Genomic DNA, 20,537 nt, shown 5'->3' with positions numbered 1-20,537 from the left:
CCCTTAAACTGCTGGCGCAGCCCGGGGGCGGCTGTTAGCTTCTGGCTCCAGCGAGGCGCAGAGGACGTGCCGCAACGTCAGCCGAAACGAGCAGGAGAGGACCTTGGAACCCTTCATCATCACTTTCGATCAGCTGGGTATGGGCGATGTCGAGCGGGTTGGCGGCAAGAACGCCTCCCTCGGCGAGATGATTTCGAATCTGGCCGATGCCGGCGTCACCGTGCCGGGCGGCTTTGCCACCACGGCACATGCCTACCGCGAATTCCTCAAGCACGAAGGGCTCAACGACCGTATCAATGCCGAACTCGCCACGCTGGACGTCGACGACACCGAGACGCTGGCCAAGGTCGGCGAAAAGATTCGCGGCTGGGTGATCGATACGCCGCTGCCGCCGGCTTTCGAGGCGGCGCTGGCGGATGCCTACCAGACCCTGCAGGCGCGCTATCCGCAGCTCAAGGTGGCGGTGCGCTCCTCGGCCACTGCGGAGGATCTGCCCGATGCCTCCTTCGCCGGCCAGCAGGAGACCTTCCTCAATATCGACGGCTTCGACAACGTCAAGCGCGCGGTGCACGAAGTGTTCGCCTCGCTGTTCAACGACCGTGCCATCTCCTACCGCGTGCACCGTGGTTACGCCCACGAGAACGTGGCGCTCTCCGCCGGGGTGCAGAAGATGGTGCGCTCCGAGACCGCCGCCAGCGGTGTGATGTTCACCCTGGATACCGAGTCCGGCTATCGCGGCGCGGTCTTCGTGACCGGCGCCTGGGGTCTGGGCGAAACCGTGGTGCAGGGGGCGGTCAACCCCGACGAGTTCTACGTGCACAAGCCGACCCTGGCCGCCGGCCGGCCGGCGGTGCTGCGGCGTACGCTGGGTTCCAAGCGGATCAAGATGGTCTACACCGAGGACGCCGCCGCCGGGCGCTCGGTCAAGACCGTGGATGTCGCACATGCCGACCGCCAGCGCTTCTGTCTGAGTGACGACGACGTCATGGCGCTGGCGCGTCAGGCAGTGACCATCGAGCAGCATTACGGCCGCCCGATGGACATCGAGTGGGCGCGCGACGGCGACGACGGCCGGCTCTATATCGTCCAGGCGCGGCCCGAGACCGTGGTCTCCAATCAGGATGCCGGCACCCTCGAGCGCTTCACCCTCAAGGAGAAGGGGCGCGTGCTGGTCGACGGCCGCGCCATCGGTCAGCGTATCGGCCAGGGCAAGGTCCGGCTGGTGGCATCGCCGGAAGAGATGCACAAGGTGCAGAACGGCGACGTGCTGGTGACCGACATGACCGATCCCGACTGGGAGCCGATCATGAAGCGCGCCTCGGCGATCGTCACCAACCGCGGCGGACGTACCTGCCACGCGGCGATCATCGCCCGCGAGCTGGGCATCCCCGCGGTGGTGGGCTGCGGCGATGCCACCGAGCTGCTCGAGGACGGTTTCGAGGTCACCGTCTCCTGCGCCGAGGGCGATACCGGCCATGTCTACAACGGCAAGCTCGAATTCGAGTGCCGGGCCACCAGCGTCGACAGCATGCCGGATATCCCGTTCAAGATCATGATGAACGTGGGCAACCCCGATCGCGCCTTCGCCTTCGCCGGGCTGCCCAATGCGGGCGTCGGGCTGGCGCGGCTGGAGTTCATCATCAATCGCATGATCGGCGTGCACCCGCGGGCGCTGATGGACTACGACAAGCTCTCCAGCGACCTCAAGCAGACCATCGATCTGCGCACCGCCGGCTATGCCGATCCGGTCAGCTTCTACGTCGACCGGCTGGTCGAGGGCATCTCGACCCTGGCGGCGTCGTTCTACCCCAAGCGGGTGATCGTGCGGCTGTCGGACTTCAAGTCCAACGAGTACGAGAATCTGATCGGCGGCAAGCTCTACGAGCCGGGCGAAGAGAACCCGATGCTCGGCTTCCGCGGCGCTTCACGCTATCTCTCCGACGACTTCCGCCCCTGTTTCGAGCTGGAGTGTCAGGCGCTCAAGCGCGTGCGCGACGAGATGGGGCTGGACAACGTCGAGATCATGGTGCCTTTCGTGCGTACCCCGGCGGAGGCCAAGGGGGTGGTCGAGCTGCTCGAGGCCAACGGGCTCAAGCGCGGCGAGAATCATCTCAAAGTGATCATGATGTGCGAGCTGCCGGCCAATGCGCTGCTGGCGGATGAGTTCCTCGAGTACTTCGATGGCTTCTCGATCGGCTCCAACGACCTGACCCAGCTCACCCTCGGGCTCGACCGCGATTCGGGTATCATCGCCCACCTCTTCGACGAGCGTGACCCGGCGGTGAAGAAGCTGCTGTCGATGGCGATCCAGGCGTGCAAGGCCCAGGGCAAGTACGTCGGTATCTGCGGCCAGGGCCCCTCGGATCATCCCGAACTGGCCAAGTGGCTAATGGAGCAGGGTATCGATTCCGTCTCGCTCAACCCCGACGCGGTGCTCGAGACCTGGTTCATGCTGGCCGGCGAAACCCTCGGCTGATTGCCAGCCAGGCCTCGCTGCGCGAGGTGGCGTCACCCAAGCCGGTGCGAGCGATCGCACCGGCTTTTGCGTTCACGAGTGCCCCGTTTGCATGGGCGTCGTGGTGTCATGAGCGGGTGTCATGAGCGTAGCCAGTTGCGCAGCTTGACCAGCAGCAGCTCGCCATCGGACATGTCGCGGCGCTCGGCGAGCAGGGCGCTTAGCGCTTCGGGACGGTCGGTGATGATGTTGTCGACCCCCATGTCGATATAGCGTGACATGGCGCCGGGGCTGTTCACCGTCCACACCGCCACGCCACGGCCGCTGCCGTGCAGCGTACGCAGCAGGCTCGGGTTGGCCTGGGTGTGGCGCAGACCGATGATGTCGGCGGGGGTCTCCGCCAGCGCCCCGGGTAGAATGAACTGCAGGAACAGGGTGGTGCGGATATCCGGCGCCAGCTGTTTGACCCGCGCCACCACTGACGGCGAGAGCGACGCGATCACGACGTGGTCGGCCATGCCGCTGGCGCGTATCTGGGCGATCACCTGGCGGGCCAGGCGGTCGGCGCTCAGCGGTGCCGGCTTGAGCTCGACGTACAGATCGATCCGCCCGCGGGCGCGCGCCAGCAGGGCGGCAAAGGTGGGGATACGCTCGCCGATGAAGGCATCGCCGAACCAGGCCCCGACGTCGACCTGGGCGATCTCGTCCAGGGTCATCTCGCTCAAGCGGCGATCGATACCGCTGAGCCGACGCAGGTTGTCGTCATGGGCGACGATCACTTGGCCATCACCGCTCAGGCGCACATCCAGCTCCATATAGTCGGCCCCGGCGTCGATGGCGCCTTCCAGCGCCGCCAGGGTGTTCTCCGGCGCCTGATGCGAAGCGCCGCGGTGGGCGGTGATGGCGACCGTGTCGTTGATCTCGAACCCCTGGAGAATCCAGCCCGCCTGGAGCAGCGCGAACGCCAGCACCAGAATCTCCGCGCCCCAGGCGATCACCCCCGAGCGGCGCGGTGCGGGCTCGCCGTCGAGCACCGGTGTGCGTCCGCTGGCACGCTGGAACAGGGTGGTGACCAGCAGGCTGTTGGCGCTGACGCCGAGGAAGGTCAGCGCAATGGTCGCTACGATATAGAGTGCCAGATAGGCGAGCATGGCCGGAATCAGCACGCTCGCGCGCTCGGGCAGATGCCCCAGCAGCGGCCCGCCGAGGGCATTGAAGAGCAGGCTGAAGAGCACCGGGATCGCCGCCACCGATAGCGCCGTGCCCAGCACCAGCAGTGCCATGCGCCAGCGTCGCCGGCGGGTCAGTCGATGGCTGCGGGCCAGCGCCGCAAGCGGACCCAGGCCCTCCAGCACCAGCGCCGGCAGGGCGAGAAACCAGCGCAGATAGAGTGTGCCGGCGAGCACTGCCCAGGCCAGCAGCAGTGGCAGTGCCAGAGCGAGAAACTGCCACAGCGCCGCAGGCAGTACGCGAACCAGCACATAGGGTTCGGTGTCTCCCAGCAGCCAGGCATAGAGATGGGCCACGCCGAGGGCGAAGGGCGCCGCCAGCAGCAGATGCGCGCCGACCTGGAGAAAGGCCAGCGCGGCCAGCGCCGGAAAGCGCCGCAGCACATGCCAGAGAGCGCCCATGGCGACCCGATAGCGCCCGCCATCGCGGCTGGAGACCACGCGCATCATGCCCGCCTGCTGCAGAAAGATCACCAGGAAGCTCAGCCCCAGGGCCGCCAGCAGCCACAACAGCCCCCAGGCGGAAAGTGCGACATCGACGATCTGGCCGTTGCTGAGTACCGGCTGGCCGATACGCTGCAGCAGGCCGGCCAGGGTGCCTGCGGAGAGTGGCACCCAGAGCGCGGTGGCCAGCAGGGTGAAGAAGAGATGAAAAGCGATGAGCGCGCGCCAGTGTACGGCGATCTGGCGCGTGATGTCCTTGATCAGCGGGCGTGGGGCAAGCATGTAGCGGTCGTCGACGTCCTAGTCAGTGTGGGGTCATCTTCCGTGTGACCCTGTCAGTCTTGTCTTCAAAGTGTCATCGGCGCAAGTCACACCAGTAATCTCCCTGTCCGAGAGGCATTTTCATCCGCTGGAAACGCCAAGGCCGCCCGCAGGCGGCCTTGGTCGCGCGATGCCCCGAGATCAGAACTGCCAACCCACCGACGCGGTGTAGGCATCGACCTTGTAGTCGCTGTCGAAGTCGTAGCGCTCGTACTCGGTGCGTAGCAGCAGGTGCTGGTAGTGGTATTGAACGCCGGCGCCGTAGACCGGATCGATACCGTCATTGTCGTCGAGGTTCGAGCCCGCGCCGAGATCGCCCCGGGCGTCGACATCCCACTTCGCCATGCCGGCCTTGGCGAACACTTCGAAGCCGGCAACCAGCGGATACTTGCCGATCAGGTTGAGGCCATAGGCGCGGGTCTTGAGATCGACCACGTTGCCGCCGCGGATGATATTGGGCTTGCCCAGGTCGGCGTAGAACGCCTCGGTGGCGAAGTAGGGGTTGTATTCGTAGCCCACGAACGCCTTGTAGACGCTGTCGTCGTCATCCACGTGGTAGCCGCCGCCACTGGCACCGGCGAAGCGGCCGACATCACTGTCGCTGCTGGTGACCTTGCCATAGCCGCCGCCGAGGCCGACATACAGGCCGTCGGCGTTGGCCGCCTGGGCGGCAGGCGCCAGCAGCAGCGGCGACAGCGCCAGCGGGAGTGCCAGCCAAGTATTGATCTTCATGTTTTCCATCTCCATCCCGTTGATGAACGCTGTTCTTTTATCTGAAAACTCTAATTTGCTGCCCGTCCTGGCGCAAGCCCGGCGCGATCCTGTCCTTGCCCGGCTTGGCGTCGACACGGGGGCGCGCGACAATGAAGCCGACCATTCACCCGCGACGAGGCGCTGCCGTTATCGATCTCCTTCGCCCCATCGACGCGCTGCGACGCCTGGCCGCCGGCCGTGTGTGGGGGCGTCGTCGCCGCTCACGACGTGTCGTGCTGTGCGGCTGCGATGCGCGCCACTACGGCTGGTTGCGCACCCTCAGCGGGACCCACGAGGTGATCGCCATGGTCACCGAGGCGCCGTGGCAGCACGCCACCCGTGTCGAGGGCGTGCGGCTCTATTACCCCAGCGAGGTGTTCTCGCTGTGCCGTCGCTTCGAGGTCGACTATCTCGTCTACGCCACGCCGGCAGAACGCGATGCGATCGAGCGCGTGGCACCCGCTGGGGCTGTCTTCGCGGCGCGCTGGTGCCTCGGCATCGAGGGCCTGGCGGCGCGCTGACGTGGCGCTCGAAACTGGCCGCCCAGCGGCCCTTGCACATAAAAAACGCCCCGCACGGGGCGGGGCGTTTCGGTAGCCTCTTCATGAAGCTGCGAGCATCGGAAGAGTCGTATCAGGCTTCCTGGGCGACCGGAATGACGGTAGCGGCCGCTTTCTGGAAGTCCTCGATCTCATGGAAGTTCAGATAGCGGTAGATCTCGCCCGCCATCGCATCGAACTCGCCCATGGTCGCTTTGTACTCCTCGACCGTCGGCAGGCGGCCCTCGACGGCAGCGATTGCCGCGAGCTCTGCCGATGCCAGATAGACATCGGCGCCGTCACCGAGACGGTTGGGGAAGTTACGGGTCGAGGTGGATACCACGGTCGACTTGGGTGCCACACGTGCCTGGTTACCCATGCACAGCGAGCAGCCCGGCATCTCCATGCGGGCACCGGCCTTGCCGTAGATGCCGTAGTAGCCTTCCTCGGTCAACTGATGTTGGTCCATCTTGGTCGGCGGCGCAAGCCACAGACGCGTCTTCAGGCTGCCTGCGGGCTGCTTCTCGAGCAGTTTGCCGGCGGCGCGGAAGTGGCCGATGTTGGTCATGCACGAGCCGATGAAGACCTCGTCGATCTTTTCGCCGGCGACCTCGGAGAGCAGGCGCGCGTCGTCCGGGTCGTTGGGGGCGCAGAGTACCGGCTGGTCGAGTTCGCTCATGTCGATCTCGATCACCGCGGCGTACTCGGCGTCGGCATCGGCGCGCATCAGGCTGGGGTTGGCCAGCCATGCTTCCATGCCCTGGATGCGGCGCTCCAGGGTACGGGCGTCGCCGTAGCCGGCGCTGATCATCCACTTGAGCAGGGTGACGTTGGAGGTCAGGTACTCGGTCACGCTCTCCTCGGAGAGGGTGATGGTGCAGCCCGCGGCGCTGCGCTCGGCGGAGGCGTCGGAGAGCTCGAATGCCTGCTCGGCGGTGAGATCCTCGAGACCTTCGATCTCCAGGATGCGGCCGGAGAAGATGTTCTTCTTGCCTGACTTGGCCACCGTCAGGTGCCCCTGCTGGATGGCGTAGTAGGGGATCGCATGGACCAGATCACGCAGGGTGATTCCCGGCTGGCGCTTGCCCTTGAAGCGCACCAGTACCGACTCCGGCATGTCCAGCGGCATGACGCCGGTAGCCGCGGCGAAGGCGACCAGACCGGAGCCCGCCGGGAAAGAGACGCCCAGCGGGAAACGCGTATGCGAGTCGCCGCCGGTGCCCACGGTGTCGGGCAGCAGCATGCGGTTGAGCCAGGAGTGGATGATGCCATCACCCGGGCGCAGTGACACGCCGCCGCGGTTCTGGATGAAGTCCGGCAGGGTGTGGTGGGTCTCGACGTCGACCGGTTTGGGATAGGCGGCGGTGTGGCAGAAGGACTGCATCACCAGGTCGGCCTGGAAACCGAGGCATGCCAGATCCTTGAGCTCGTCGCGGGTCATCGGGCCGGTGGTGTCCTGGGAGCCGACCGTGGTCATCTTCGGCTCGCAGTACATGCCCGGACGCACGCCCTCGAGGTTGCACGCCTTGCCGACCATCTTCTGTGCCAGGGTGAAGCCCTTGCCGCTATCGGCGGGCTGCTCCGGCTTGCGGAACACGTCGGAGGCGGGCAGGCCGAGCTCGTCGCGCGCCTTCTCGGTGAGGCCGCGACCGATGATCAGCGGAATACGGCCACCGGCACGCACTTCGTCGAGGATCACCTGGGTCTTGAGCGCGAAGGTGGAGATCACCTCGTCGCTGTCGTGACGGGTCACCTTGCCTTCATAGGGGTAGACGTCGATGACGTCGCCCATCTCGAGCTTGTCGACATCCATCTCGATCGGCAGGGCGCCAGCATCTTCCATGGTGTTGAAGAAGATCGGTGCGATCTTGCCGCCGAAGCAGAAGCCGCCGGCACGCTTGTTGGGGACGTGGGGGATGTCGTCACCGAAGAACCACAGCACCGAGTTGGTCGCCGACTTGCGCGAGGAGCCGGTGCCTACCACGTCGCCCACGTAGGCGACCGGGAAGCCCTTGGCCTTGACCGCCTCGATCTGCGCCAGTGGGCCCTTGCTGCCCGGCACTTCCGGCTCGATGCCGTCGCGCGGGTTCTTGAGCATGGCATTGGCGTGCAGCGGGATGTCGGGGCGCGACCAGGCGTCCGGTGCCGGCGACAGGTCGTCGGTATTGGTTTCGCCGGGCACCTTGAACACCGCGATGCTGATCTTGTCGGCCAGCGCCGGCTTGGCCAGGAACCACTCGGCCTCGGCCCACGACTCGAGCACACCCTGGGCCACGGCGTTGCCGTTCTTGGCCCGCTCGGCGACATCGTGGAAGGCGTCGAACATCAGCAGGGTGTGCTTGAGCTGCTCGCCCACTTCCTGAGCCAGCTCGCTGTCGTCGAGCAGCTCGACCAGCGTGGCGATGTTGTAGCCGCCCTGCATGGTGCCCAGCAGCTTGACCGCGTGGATCTTGTCGATCAGCGGCGAGGTCGCTTCGCCCTTGGCGATGGCGGTGAGGAAGCCAGCCTTGACGTAGGCGGCCTCGTCGACACCGGGCGGCACGCGATCTGTGATCAGTTCGAGGAGAAAGGCCTCTTCACCGGCGGGCGGCTGCTTGAGCAGCTCGACCAGCTGGGCGGTCATTTCGGCGGTCAACGGTTTCGGCGGCACGCCTTCCTGGGCGCGCTCCTCGACATGTTGGCGGTAAGCTTCGAGCACGGTTGAACCCTCATCTAATGTCAGAGCCCGCAGCGAGAGCGGCGGCGGCAGCGCGCGACGGTTCCGCCGGGAGCGGCGGGGAGAGGCGGCGGCAAACGACCGGCTGCGGTGGGCGCTGCGCAGTCTACGTGAAACTGTCGACAATGTTAAGGCGAGGCGTGCAGGCCCCGTCATGGAGGTGTTCGACGGGGGTCGTGGGGGGGCCGCTACGGGGCTCGCCGTGTTGCCGGCGGTGCGCGTGGAGACATTTGCACAGGCTTTCCCTAACATGAGGCCGCCCGAGATCGACCACGGACGACATCGCCATGACCGCTTATACCGCTACCGAGACCGACGCCGCGCTGCCGCGGGAGCTGCTCGAGTTCCTGCCCTGTGCGACCCCTGCAAGCTGGATCGAGGCGGCACTCGCCAATCCGGCGCTGCTGCTGATCGATCATGCCCAGTGCGAGAAGAAGGCGGCCTCCACCGCGATGAGCCTGATGTTCCGCTATGTCGACCGCCCCGAGCTGTTGGCCAAGATGTCGCAGCTGGCGCGGGAGGAGCTTCTGCACTTCGAGCAGGTGGTGGCGATCATGCAGGAGCGCGGGGTCGACTACAGCCATCTCCAGGCTTCACGCTACGCGGAAGGGTTGCGACGCCACGTGGCGCGCGACGAGCCGCAGCGCCTGATCGACATCCTGATCGTCGGCGCCTTCATCGAGGCGCGCTCGTGCGAGCGCTTCGCGCGGCTGATCCCCCGGCTCGACGCGCAGCTGGCCAAGTTCTACCGCTCGCTGGTGCGTTCGGAAGGGCGCCATTTCGAGGACTATATCGGTCTTGCCCGGCGCTACGCCGGTGCCGCCGCAGTCGATGAGCGGATCGCCTTCTTCGCCGCCCACGAGCGTGCCCTGATCGAGGAGTCGGACACCCACTTTCGCTTCCACAGCGGGGTGCCGGCCGCGGTATGACGGCGACTGACGCCAACCGTGGGTGCGGTGCCGGGCGCATTCGAGGAGACGCATGACGCAGCCATCCGCTACCACGACCCTCGACCTGTTCGGGCAGTTCGGCCTGCACCAGGGGGGCGCCACGCTGACCCAGTTCAGCTACGACAAGGTCAAGGCGCTGCTGGTCTATCTACTGCTGCAGCGCGGGCCGGTCAGCCGTGCCCAGCTGGCGGCGCTGCTGTGGCCCGACCAGCGCCTCGACGCTGCGCGCACCAATCTGCGCCATGCGCTGCACTCACTGCGTCACGCCCTCGGCGAGTGCGCCGAGACCTCGCTGACGGTCACCCGCCAGACCATCGCCTGCGAGCCGCCGGCGTCGGTGGTATGGGACCTGCGCGAACTCGAGCGCGAGCTTGCGCGGGCGCCGGACCTGGCGGGGCTCGAGACGCTGCTGAGCCACTTTCGCGGTGAGCTGGTGGCAGAGCTGGCGCTGCCCCAGTGCGAGGCCTTCAGCCGCTGGCTAGCGCAGGTGCGTGGCGACTGGCGCCGCCGGGTGATCGGCTATGCCGAGCGCGCCCTGGACCAGGCGCAGACGCTGCCCGAGGCACTGCTGCGGACGCTGGTGACGCGCTTCCCCGAGCACGCGGCGTTCCAGGAGCTGCTGATTCGCTGTCTCGCCGGCCACGGCCAGGTGGCTGCCGCGCGCGAGCGTTTTCATGCCTTGCTGCGGCAGCTGGCGCTCTCCGGCGAGCAGCCCAGCGAAGGCTTCCTGCAGTTCGCCGGTGACTGGCCTGACGTCACCCCGGCGGTAGAGAACGCGGTGCCGCCGCCGGCGCTGCCAACACCGGCGGCGGGTTACTCGGCGGAGGAGATCGACTTCCGTCAGGTGGCGATCATGGCAATCGCGCTCAAGCCGCCGGAGAGCGGCAATGACATCGGTCAGGCGCTGGCCTGTCTGAATCTGCAGGAGCGACTGTTCCGCTGGCTGGAGACGCAGTGCCACCAGCTCGGCGGCTTCTGGCAGGCGGCGGTGGGCAGCGGGGTAGGGCTGGCGTGCTTCGCCACTCACGGCCCGACCCACCAGCTGGCCGAGCTGGTGGCGCTCTACGACCATTGTCATCAGGGGCTGACGGCGCAGGTCGCGGCGTGCTGGGAGGGTGACACACCGCCGCCGGCCTTTACCCTTTGCGCGGGGTTGGATAGTGGCCGGGTGATCTGGCTGCCGGAGCGCCGCGCCATCGATCCGCTCGGCGATGTCACCCAGGTGGCGTTGGCGATGCTGGCCATGGCCGAGACGGGAGAGCTGATGATCTCGCTCAATGCCAGTCAGCATCTGCCCCCGGCGTTCGACCTGCAGGCGCGGCTGACGCCGCGGCTGCTGAGTGCCGATGGCAGGGTCGTGCAGCGCGCCCTGGCGCTGGCGTCCGGCGACGGCGAGCGGGTGACCCGGGTGCCGAGCCTGCTGGGGCGCGATGCCGAGCTGCGCCAGCTGCGTGATGCCCTGGCTCGGGTCACGCTGGGGTTGCGACAGAGCGTTCTGGTGCTGGGCGACACTGGCATCGGCAAGTCGGCGCTGATGATTCGCTTCCGCGAGTGTCTGCAGCACGAGGATGTCGCGCTGTTCTGGCGCCAGACCACGCGGCTGTCGAGCCAGACGCCCTATGCGGTGGTGCAGTCGCTGCTGCGCTGGCACCTCGGCGCGGAGCCGGCGCTCGCCAGTCTGGAAGCGTTGATCGATGCCACGCCGATGCTGGCCAAGATCGGCGCCGAGCGGCGTCGCCTGCTGCTCGACGTACTGGTGCGTGAAGTGACCAACCGCGAGGCGGCAGAGGAGGCGGTGGAGCTGGTCAGCCATCTGACCCAGTCGTTGATTCTACGTCTGACCGCGACGCGCCGGCCGCTGGTGATGATCATCGACGATCTGCAGTGGCTCGACGAGCCTTCGCTCAAGGTGCTGCACAATCTGCAGGTGCGCCTGCCGATCCACTCCTCGCTGCTGCTGCTGGCTTCGCATCAGAACCGCGAGATGCCGTCGATCCGGCTCAACTGGGACCAGCAGATCGCGCTCGCACGTCTGGGGCCCGAGCAGTCGGCCGAGATGCTCGACGTGCTCGCCCGGCGCCACTGCCTGACGCTGGACCCCTGCCTGCGCGAGCAGCTGATCGCGCGCTGTGAGGGCGTGCCGCTCTATCTGCAGGAGATCTGCCGCTGGCTCGAGATCGACCGCCGGGAGGGGCGCACCCTCGATGCCGCTGCTTTGCCGCGTGGGCTGCTGGGGCTGCTCGCCAGCCGCATCGATCAGCTGCACCAGGATCGCAGCGTGGCGCACATGGCGGCGGTGTGCGGGCGCCAGTTCGAGACCGCGCTGCTCAGGGCGTGTCTCGATACCACCGATGCGGCGCTGCGGGTGGCGCTCGAGCAGATGCGTCGGCTCGAGATCATCGAGCCGTGCGAGAGCGCGCCCTTCGATTTCCAGTTCACCCACCCGCTGCTGCACGAGGCCGCCTATCTGTCCTGCCCCCAGGATGTCCGCGTGACCCTGCACGGCCGTCTGGTGATGCTGATCGAGTCCCAGCGTCCGGCCTGGATCAGCCGTCATCCCGGCGATTTCGCCGAGCATCTGCAGCGCAGCGGGGACCCGGGGCGCGGCGCCCGTTATTTCGAGATGGCGGCGCGTGGCGCCCTGCGCGCCAGCGCCAACCGCACCGCACTGCGCCTGGCCGAAGCGGGCCTTACCTGCCTGGCGCGCGTGCCGGGTGGGGCGGCAGAACGACGGATCAGCCTGCTGACAGTGCAGGGGCAGGCCTATTACGCGCTCGAAGGGCATGGCTCGCGCCCGGCCCAGGCGTGCTTCATCGAGGCGCAGCAGCTGTGGCGCGATGGGCCCGCCCAGGAGGAGGATGCCGGGGATCAGGCCTTCCTGGTCACCTGGGGGCTATGGGTCGGTGCCAGCCAGCGCTACGCCAACCGCGATGCCGACGCCCTGGCCGAGCATCTGCGCGAGCTGGCACAGCGGATCGACGACCCGCGCTACCGTCGTCTGGCGCTCTATGCCCGCGCCTACGGCGAGTACTGGAGTGGTGAGGTGGGGCGTGCCTTCGAGCATCTGGAGCAGATCGATCCGTTGCATCAGCCGATGGTGCTCGAGTGGCTGCCTTACTCGGATCACCCGCAGGTGGCTGCCAGCTGCTATCAGAGCTGGGCACTCTGCCTGCGCGGCGACTATCGTCGCGCCGAACAGCAGATGGAAGCGGCGATCCGGCTGGCGGAGAGTATCGGCCATCCGGCATCGCTGGCCATGGCGCTGATCTTTGCCGCCTCGCTCTATCGTCAGCTGGGGCATGTCCACCTGGCCCTGGAGCGTGGCCAGCGGGCTTTCGAAATGACCCGTTCTCAGGATCTGCGGCGCTGGCATCTGGAGGCGCTCTGCGTGCTCGGCTGGGGGCAGGCGCTGGCCGGTGATGCGGCCGGTCTGGATCAGGTCGAGTCGGGGGTCGAGCGGCTGATCGAGCTCACCGGCCGGGCCCGCCACCAGCGCGCTTCGCTATGGTATGGCGACGCCTGTCTGGCGCTCGATCAGCTCGAACGCGCGGCGCACTACCTGCTGCCGTGCCTGGAGCAGGCCCGCGACAATCGCTCGACCATGCTGCCGCAGTTGCTGCTGCAGATGGCACGAATCCAGCACCGTCAGGGTCGGCCGCTGGCCGAGATCGAGGCGCTGATTGCCGAGGCGCGGTCCTGGGCAGAGGATGCCGGCTGCGCCCATCTCGAGTTGAACAGCCTGGCGCTGTGGTTGACCCTGGTGGACCCCGGGGATGCGGAGAGCCAGCGCGCGCTGCGCTATCGCCTGGGCGAGGTCGCGCTCTCCGACGCGCCGGTGCTGATTCGCTGGCGTACGCTGCTCGACAATCTCAGCGCCGATGCGCATCCGCCACAGCGCCCCCGGCGTGGCCGGCGAAGCGCCACGACTCGGGCGCGGCATGGCTGACTAAAGGCACACCACCCGTCAAGGGTGGGGCGACGAGCGTTGGGCAGTGACATCAGGGGACGAGCGGTCGCACCGCAGGCCCCGCCGTTGCGCGTAGACTCAGGCGGGGCCGGTGACGGGAAAGGCCGGTTCAGGCGAGGGCGAAAGACTCCAGCGTAATGTCGTCGCCCTCGACTCTGAGCTGCCAGCCCTGATCGGGCCGCCAGTCGCCGATGACATAGCGCTCGGCGCGCTCGCCGTCGACCTCCAGCTCGTGCACCGCCGGGCGGTGGGTGTGGCCATGGATCAGCAGGCGCGATTCATGCGCGCGCAGCGTATCGACCACCGCCGCCGGGGTCACATCCATGATGTCCTCGGCCTTGTTGGAGTTGGCCTCGCCGGACTGCTGGCGCAGCTTGCGCGCCAGCGCCAGGCGCTCCTCCACCGGCAGCGCCAGGATCTGGGCCTGCCATGCCGGATCGCGGGCCTGGCGGCGGAACGCCATATAGGCGGTGTCACCGGTGCACAGGCTGTCGCCGTGCATCAGCAGGGCGCGACGCCCGCCCAGCTCGACCACGGTGGGGTCCTCGAGCAGGGCGCAGCCGCTGTCGGCGGCGAAGGCCTCTCCGATCAGGAAGTCGCGGTTGCCGTGCATGAAGGCGAGCCGGGTGCCGGCGTCATGGCAGGCGCGCAGCTCGGCGATGATGCGCTGCTCGAACTCGCCGCGGTAGTCATCGCCGATCCACGCTTCGAACAGGTCGCCGAGAATGGTCAGTGCCGAGGCCTCGCGGGCGGGTCCGCGCAGGTAGTCGATGAAACCCTGGGCGATCTCGGGCTGGTCGGGTTGTAGATGCAGGTCGGCGATCAGCAGTTGCATGGTGGACTCGATGGCAGTGGCGGTCGATAAGGCGTTGGGGGAGGCGAGCAGTGCCCGCTCAGACGATTTCGGCGCGTTCGATGATCACATCCTCGACCGGCACGTCGCTGTGCATGCCGCGGCGCCCGGTGGTGACCTGGCGGATACGGTCGACCACGTCCATACCCCCGACGACGTTGCCGAACACGCAGTAGCCCCAGCCCGGCAGGCTCTTGTCGCGGTGGTTGAGGAAGTCGTTGTCGGAGACGTTGATGAAGAACTGCGCGCTGGCCGAGTGCGGGTCCTGGGTGCGCGCCATGGCGACGCTGCCTTTCCGGTTGGTGAGGCCGTTGTCGGCTTCGTTCTCGATCGGTGCCCGCGTCGCTTTCTGTTCGAAGTCGGTATCGAAGCCGCCGCCCTGAACCATGAAACCATCGATCACACGGTGAAACAGGGTGCCGTCGTAGTGGCCATCGCGGACGTACTGCTCGAAATTGGCGGCCGTCTTGGGCGCCTTGTCGGCGTCCAGCTCGAGTTTGATGATGCCGTTATTGGTGTGCAGAACGATCATGGGATTTCCTGAGCGAAAGGGCGTGTTCCGGGCCGGCGCCGGCTTGGCGCCGAGACCGCGCGTCGCGCTATAATAGCCGCTTTGCGCGGGCGGGAGAAACCGCCCGGCACGCGTGTTAACCTGCCTTCACCAGCGCCGTCATTGCACGGTCCGACGAATTACAGAGGTTGTCTGCATTCCATGAGCGTCGAGAGTCGCGTCGAGAACGACGATACCCAGCACGGAGCCCCGAATTTTCTGCGCAATCAGATTCGTGACGAGATCGAATCGGGGCAGGCCCAGACGATCGTGACCCGCTTTCCGCCGGAGCCCAACGGCTTTCTGCACATCGGTCACGCCAAGTCGATCTGGGTCAATTTCGGTCTGGCGGAACAGTTCGGCGGTCGCTGTCATCTGCGCTTCGACGACACCAATCCGGCCAAGGAAGAGCAGGCTTATATCGACGCCATTCGCGAGGATATCGAGTGGCTCGGCTATCGCTGGAGCGGTGAGGTGCGCTACGCCTCGAGCTACTTCGATCAGCTCTATGCCTGGGCCCAGCATCTGGTGCGCGAAGGTCTGGCGTATGTCGACGATCTCTCGCCGGAAGAGATCCGCGAATACCGTGGCACCCTGACCGAGCCGGGGCGGCCGAGCCCCTACCGCGAGCGCGGCGTGGAGGAGAACCTCGACCTGCTGGAGCGCATGCGGGTGGGCGAGTTCGCCGAGGGGGCCAAGGTGCTGCGGGCCAAGATCGACATGGCCGCGCCGAATATCAATCTGCGCGACCCGATCCTCTACCGGATTCGCCACGCCCATCACCACCAGACCGGCGATGCCTGGAAGATCTATCCCTCCTATGACTTCGCGCATGGCCAGTCGGATGCGATCGAGGGCATCACCCATTCGCTGTGCACGCTCGAGTTCGAGGATCACCGCCCGCTCTACGAGTGGTTCCTGGCGCATCTGCCGGTGCCGTCGCAGCCGCGCCAGACCGAATTCGCGCGGATGAACGTCAACTACACCGTGACCTCCAAGCGCAAGCTCAAGCTGCTGGTCGACGAGCAGGTGGTGGATGGCTGGGACGATCCGCGCATGCCCACCATCTCGGGGCTGCGCCGGCGCGGTTACACGCCGGCCTCGCTGCGCAAGTTCTGCGACATGACCGGGGTCAGCCGGGCGGCCAATGTGGTCGACATCGCCATGCTGCACTTCGCGATTCGCTCCGATCTGGAAGACAACGCGCCGCGCGCGATGTGCGTGCTCAACCCGCTCAAGGTGGTGCTGACCAACGTCGCTGCCGACCACGGCGAAGTGTTCGAGGTGCCGGGGCATCCGGCGCGTGAAGACATGGGTACCCGGCGCCTGCCGCTGACCCGCGAGATCTGGATCGACCGTGACGACTTCATGGAGGAGCCGCCGAAGAAGTTCTTCCGGCTGGCGCCGGGCAAGGAGGTGCGCCTGCGCAACGGCTACGTGATCCGCTGCGACGAGGTGATCAAGGACGCCAGCGGCGAGATCACGGCGCTGCACTGCTCGGTCGACTTCGAGACCTTGGGCAAGAATCCCGAGGGGCGCAAGGTGAAAGGGGTGATCCACTGGGTCAGCGCCGAGCACGGCGTGCCGGTGGAAGTCCGTCTCTATGACAACCTGTTCCTCGATGAGGCGCCGGATCGCGACAAGGACGCCGACTTCCTCGATCATCTCAACCCCGAGTCACTGGTCACCGTGCACGGCATCGCCGAGCCGGCGCTCGCGGATGCGGCGCCCGAGGCGCGCTATCAGTTCGAGCGCGTGGGCTACTTCTGCGCCGACCGTCACGCCTGTCGCGATGGCAAGCTGGTGTTCAATCGTACGGTCGGACTCAAGGATTCCTGGGCCAAGATTCAGCAGAAGCAGCAGGGGACGGCATGAGTGAGCTGCAGGTCTATAGCACGCTGACGCGGCGCAAGGCGCCGCTGCAACCGATCGAGCCCGGCAAGCTGCGCATGTACGTCTGTGGCATGACGGTCTACGACTACTGCCACCTGGGCCATGCCCGGGTAATGGTGGCGTTCGACGTGATCACCCGCTGGCTGCGCCAGACCGGGCTCGACGTCACCTATGTGCGCAACATCACCGATATCGATGACAAGATCCTCAAGCGCGCCGAGGAGAACGGTGAGCCGATCTCGGCGCTGACCGAGCGCATGATCGCGGCAATGCACGAAGACGAGGCGCGCCTGGGCGTGCTGCGTCCGGATCTGGAGCCCCGCGCCACTGGCCATATCCACGAGATCGTGGCGATGATCCAGCGCCTGATCGACAACGGCTACGCCTATGCCGCGGACAACGGTGACGTCTACTACCGCGTGCGTCGGTTTGCCGCCTACGGCAAGCTCAACAACCGCAATCTGGACGAGATGCGGGCCGGGGCACGGGTCGAGGTCGACTCCCACAAGGAGGACCCGCTCGACTTCGTGTTGTGGAAAGCCGCCAAGCCGAATGAGGCGAGCTGGCCCTCGCCATGGAGCGAAGGGCGTCCGGGCTGGCACATCGAGTGCTCGGCGATGTCGACCTGCTGCCTGGGCGAAACGTTCGATATTCATGGCGGTGGGCCCGATCTGACCTTTCCCCACCACGAGAACGAGATTGCCCAGAGCGAGGCCGCCACCGGCAAGCCCTACGTCAATGTGTGGATGCACGCCGGAGCGGTGCGCGTCGATCAGGAGAAGATGTCCAAGTCGCTGGGCAACTTCTTCACCATTCGTGAAGTGCTCGAGAGTCATGATCCGGAGGTGGTGCGCTACCTGTTGGTGGCCAGCCACTACCGCAGCCCGATCAACTATGCGCCGGCCTCCCTCGGTGAGGCGCGGCGCTCGCTGGAGCGCTTCTACCACGCGCTGGATGGCGTCAAGCCGTGTCAGGGCGAGGTCGCGCCGGACTACGCGGCCCGTTTCAGTGCAGCAATGAACGATGACTTCAATACGCCCGAAGCGCTGTCGGTACTGTTCGAGCTGGTGCGCGAGGTCAATCGCTTGCGCGACACGGATGCTCTAAGGGCCGCGGCGCTGGCGTTCGAGCTCAAGCGCCTGGCCGGGGTGCTGGGCCTGCTCGAGCGCGAGCCGGCTGACTTTCTCAAGGCCGGCGCCCAGGCGCTGCCGCTGGCGGAGGCGGAGATCGAGGCGCGCATCGAGGCGCGGGCCCAGGCCAAGCGCGAGCGCGATTTTGCCGCCGCCGACCGGATTCGCGACGAGCTGGCGGCGCTGGGTATCGTGCTCAAGGATTCCCGCGAGGGCACCCGCTGGAGTCTGGAGGCGGCTGGCGACTGAGCTGAAGACGGCCGCGACCGAGCGCGAAAGCTGCGTCGGCGACTGTTGCCGTGTCTTTGCCAGTGACGAATACCCGGCCAGTGACGAATAGGCCCCGCCGATCCGGCGGGGCCTATTCGTTTTCAGCGGCGGTCGTTGTCAGAGTCTGTGGTTTCCGGGCGCCTCAAATCGGGTGTGTCAGTGCGTCGCCAGGCGCGCGACGATGGCGTCGACCATGCGCGCCGAGTGGGTGGCTGCACGCTCCAGGAAGGCGTCGAAGGAGAGGTGCGATGACTTGCCGGCAATATCCGAAAGCGCGCGAATGACCACGAACGGGCAGTCGAAGAGGTGGCAGGTCTGAGCGATCGCCGCCGCTTCCATCTCGATCGCCAGCATCTCGGGGAAGTGTGCCCGCAGCCCCTCGACCCTGGCCGGGTCTGACATGAAGCTGTCGCCGGTGCAGATCAGGCCCTCGAACACGCGCAGCTCGCCGAGATTCTCGATGCTTGCGCGTGCGGCGCTGACCAGTTCGGGCGCGGGGGCGAATGACGCCGGCATGCCCGGCACCTGACCCAGGGCGTAGCCGAAGGCGGTGACATCGACATCGTGATGGCGTACTTCGCTGGAGATGACCACGTCGCCGACCTCCAGCTCGGCGCCGAAGCCGCCCGCCGAGCCGGTGTTGATCACCGCATCGGGGCGGAAGCGCGTCATCATCTGAGTGGTGCCGACGGCGGCATTGACCTTGCCGATGCCCGACTGCAGCAGCACGATCTCGACGCCGTGGCGACGGCCGCAGTGGAAGGTGGCGCCGGCGTGACGTTCGACGCGCGCGTCTTCCAACTGCGAGGCGAGCAGGGTGACTTCCTGCTCCATGGCACCGATGAGGCCGATGGTTTGCATCACGAGATTCCTTGAGTGGCGGCGAGGGTCAATGGGCGTCGTGGAGTTCGGCGGCCTGCAGGGTGTTCTGCAACAGGGTCGCGACCGTCATCGGGCCGACCCCGCCGGGTACCGGGGTGATGAAGCTGGCACGCTCGGCGGCGCTGGCGAAGTCGACATCGCCGACCAGGGTGCCGTCATCGTTACGGTTCATGCCGACATCGATCACCACGGCGCCCGGCTTGATCCAGTTACCATCGATGAGGCCCGGCTTGCCCACGGCCACCACCAGTAGATCTGCCTGGCGGACTTTCTCCTCCAGGCTGCGGGTGAAGCGGTGGCACACGGTGGTGGTGCAGCCAGCCAGCAGCAGCTCCAGTGACATGGGGCGACCGACGATATTGGAGGCGCCGACCACCGTCGCCTCGAGGCCACGCAGCTCGATACCGCTGTGTTCGAGCAGGGTCATGATGCCTTTGGGCGTGCACGGGCGCAGCAGCGGCATGCGTTGGGCCAGACGCCCCAGGTTGTAGGGGTGGAAGCCGTCGACGTCCTTGTCCGGGCGAATACGCTCGAGTAGCGGGTTGGCGTCGAGATGCTCGGGTAGCGGCAGCTGTAGCAGGATGCCGTCGACCGTATCGTCTGCATTCAGTTCGTCGATGACCGCTTCCAGCGCCTGCTGGCTGATGGTGGCATCGAGGCGATGGCTGAACGAGAGAATGCCGGCCTGCTCGCAGGCACGGTGCTTGTGGCTCACGTAGATCTCGGAGGCGGGGTCGTGGCCCACCAGAATCACCGCCAGGCCCGGGCGCCGGCGTCCCAGCTGGAGGCGCTCGGCCACCTCGGTGGTCACCTGTTCGCGGATGGCGCCGGCAATGCGTTTGCCGTCGATCAACTGAGCGGTCATCGACTGTCCTTTCTGAGTAGCGAAAATAGCGGTCGGTCTCGCTGGGTGGAGCCGGGCTCCGGCCAGGCCGACGAAGGCGGCAATTTTCGCACGCCAGCCGATCCAGTCAACGCAGGCGTTGAGGATGGATGTCACTGGGGCGACAGTGGGGCAGGCCAGAGGCGACCCGGGATCGGCTGAAATTCACGTAAGGGCTTGACCTTGCAGAAATGATCCGTAGAATACGCAGCGCATCGAGGGGCTCGTAGCGTCATCGATCGTGTCGCCCGGCGACGGGGTATAGCGCAGTCTGGTAGCGCGCCTGCTTTGGGAGCAGGATGTCGGGGGTTCAAATCCCTCTACCCCGACCAGCGGGTCGGTGATCGATGAACAGGCAGCCGGTATTGGAATGCGCCTATAGCTCAACCGGATAGAGCAACGGCCTTCTAAGCCGTAGGTTGCAGGTTCGAGTCCTGCTGGGCGCGCCACTCTCCGGATAGTCTTCACGTCGTGAAGCGTTGGATGGGGTGTGGTAGTTCCAAGCGATGCCAGTGTCGAGATGGTGGATGTAGCTCAGTGGTAGAGCCCCGGATTGTGGCTCCGGTGGTCGTGGGTTCGATCCCCATCATCCACCCCACTTTCGACACGCACTCAGAAATGGTGGATGTAGCTCAGTGGTAGAGCCCCGGATTGTGGCTCCGGTGGTCGTGGGTTCGATCCCCATCATCCACCCCATTTCTG

13 protein-coding genes and 4 tRNA genes are annotated in these 20,537 nt (G+C 66.5%); 10 read left to right on the top strand and 7 right to left on the bottom strand.

Going from position 1 to position 20,537, the window contains the following annotated elements; all coding sequences use genetic code 11:
* Positions 1 to 103: 103 nt before the first annotated feature.
* Positions 104 to 2,476, top strand: a complete 2,373-nt coding sequence (gene ppsA, locus ABV408_RS10705) for a phosphoenolpyruvate synthase (protein ID WP_353978952.1) — start codon at positions 104 to 106, stop codon at positions 2,474 to 2,476.
* Positions 2,477 to 2,595: 119 nt separating this feature from the next.
* On the opposite strand, the gene ABV408_RS10700 is transcribed toward ppsA, so the two are convergent.
* Together ABV408_RS10700 and ABV408_RS10695 are read right to left on the bottom strand one after the other, a co-directional pair.
* Positions 2,596 to 4,410, bottom strand: coding sequence for a glycerophosphodiester phosphodiesterase (locus ABV408_RS10700; RefSeq protein WP_353978951.1), 1,815 nt, complete (start codon positions 4,408 to 4,410; stop codon positions 2,596 to 2,598).
* A gap of 180 nt (positions 4,411 to 4,590) precedes the next feature.
* Positions 4,591 to 5,181, bottom strand: coding sequence for an outer membrane beta-barrel protein (locus ABV408_RS10695; protein WP_353978950.1), 591 nt, complete (start codon positions 5,179 to 5,181; stop codon positions 4,591 to 4,593).
* 131 nt (positions 5,182 to 5,312) lie between these two features.
* On the opposite strand from ABV408_RS10695, the gene ABV408_RS10690 reads away from it, so the two are divergent.
* The gene (locus ABV408_RS10690; protein WP_353978949.1) at positions 5,313 to 5,723 is read left to right on the top strand and encodes a hypothetical protein; all 411 of its coding nucleotides are present in this window, start codon (positions 5,313 to 5,315) and stop codon (positions 5,721 to 5,723) included.
* Between the two features lie 112 nt (positions 5,724 to 5,835).
* Here ABV408_RS10690 and acnB read toward each other — a convergent pair whose 3' ends face one another.
* Positions 5,836 to 8,439: a bifunctional aconitate hydratase 2/2-methylisocitrate dehydratase gene (acnB, locus tag ABV408_RS10685; protein ID WP_353978948.1), complete on the bottom strand. Its 2,604-nt coding sequence runs from the start codon at positions 8,437 to 8,439 to the stop codon at positions 5,836 to 5,838.
* A gap of 305 nt (positions 8,440 to 8,744) precedes the next feature.
* Between acnB and ABV408_RS10680 the strand changes: the two genes are divergently transcribed.
* Together ABV408_RS10680 and ABV408_RS10675 are read left to right on the top strand one after the other, a co-directional pair.
* On the top strand, positions 8,745 to 9,386 hold the full coding sequence (locus ABV408_RS10680) for a tRNA-(ms[2]io[6]A)-hydroxylase (RefSeq protein WP_353978947.1): 642 nt from the start codon (positions 8,745 to 8,747) through the stop codon (positions 9,384 to 9,386).
* Between the two features lie 52 nt (positions 9,387 to 9,438).
* Positions 9,439 to 13,353, top strand: a complete 3,915-nt coding sequence (locus ABV408_RS10675) for an AAA family ATPase (RefSeq protein ID WP_353978946.1) — start codon at positions 9,439 to 9,441, stop codon at positions 13,351 to 13,353.
* A gap of 130 nt (positions 13,354 to 13,483) precedes the next feature.
* On the opposite strand, the gene ABV408_RS10670 is transcribed toward ABV408_RS10675, so the two are convergent.
* Both ABV408_RS10670 and ABV408_RS10665 read right to left on the bottom strand, forming a co-directional pair.
* Complete coding sequence (locus ABV408_RS10670) at positions 13,484 to 14,209, bottom strand: UDP-2,3-diacylglucosamine diphosphatase (protein WP_353978945.1); 726 nt, start codon at positions 14,207 to 14,209, stop codon at positions 13,484 to 13,486.
* Between the two features lie 58 nt (positions 14,210 to 14,267).
* Positions 14,268 to 14,759 carry a peptidylprolyl isomerase gene (locus ABV408_RS10665; RefSeq protein ID WP_353978944.1) on the bottom strand — a complete coding sequence of 164 codons (492 nt, stop codon included), beginning with the start codon at positions 14,757 to 14,759 and terminating at the stop codon, positions 14,268 to 14,270.
* 180 nt (positions 14,760 to 14,939) lie between these two features.
* On the opposite strand from ABV408_RS10665, the gene ABV408_RS10660 reads away from it, so the two are divergent.
* On the top strand, positions 14,940 to 16,652 hold the full coding sequence (locus ABV408_RS10660) for a glutamine--tRNA ligase/YqeY domain fusion protein (protein ID WP_353978943.1): 1,713 nt from the start codon (positions 14,940 to 14,942) through the stop codon (positions 16,650 to 16,652).
* 5 nt (positions 16,653 to 16,657) lie between these two features.
* A complete protein-coding gene (gene cysS, locus ABV408_RS10655) occupies positions 16,658 to 18,049 on the top strand; it encodes a cysteine--tRNA ligase (protein WP_353982231.1) in 1,392 nt (463 codons plus the stop codon).
* A gap of 177 nt (positions 18,050 to 18,226) precedes the next feature.
* On the opposite strand, the gene mtnN is transcribed toward cysS, so the two are convergent.
* Positions 18,227 to 18,931 carry a 5'-methylthioadenosine/S-adenosylhomocysteine nucleosidase gene (gene mtnN, locus ABV408_RS10650; protein ID WP_353978942.1) on the bottom strand — a complete coding sequence of 235 codons (705 nt, stop codon included), beginning with the start codon at positions 18,929 to 18,931 and terminating at the stop codon, positions 18,227 to 18,229.
* 28 nt (positions 18,932 to 18,959) lie between these two features.
* Positions 18,960 to 19,817: a bifunctional methylenetetrahydrofolate dehydrogenase/methenyltetrahydrofolate cyclohydrolase FolD gene (folD, locus tag ABV408_RS10645; RefSeq protein ID WP_164999634.1), complete on the bottom strand. Its 858-nt coding sequence runs from the start codon at positions 19,815 to 19,817 to the stop codon at positions 18,960 to 18,962.
* Between the two features lie 273 nt (positions 19,818 to 20,090).
* Between folD and ABV408_RS10640 the strand changes: the two genes are divergently transcribed.
* The 4 genes from ABV408_RS10640 to ABV408_RS10625 all read left to right on the top strand — a co-directional run bounded on the left by ABV408_RS10640 (position 20,091) and on the right by ABV408_RS10625 (position 20,531).
* Positions 20,091 to 20,167: transfer RNA gene (locus tag ABV408_RS10640), tRNA-Pro, on the top strand.
* Between the two features lie 40 nt (positions 20,168 to 20,207).
* Positions 20,208 to 20,284 (top strand) — tRNA-Arg (locus ABV408_RS10635).
* Between the two features lie 74 nt (positions 20,285 to 20,358).
* Positions 20,359 to 20,433: transfer RNA gene (locus ABV408_RS10630), tRNA-His, on the top strand.
* A gap of 23 nt (positions 20,434 to 20,456) precedes the next feature.
* A tRNA-His gene (locus tag ABV408_RS10625) sits at positions 20,457 to 20,531 on the top strand.
* Positions 20,532 to 20,537: the final 6 nt, after the last annotated feature.

The sequence above is a fragment of the Salinicola endophyticus genome (assembly GCF_040536835.1).
GTDB classification, from domain to species: Bacteria; Pseudomonadota; Gammaproteobacteria; order Pseudomonadales; family Halomonadaceae; genus Salinicola; species Salinicola endophyticus_A.
The sequence above is the reverse complement of the archived record's forward strand: the minus strand, read 5'-3'. Positions and strand labels throughout refer to the sequence as shown.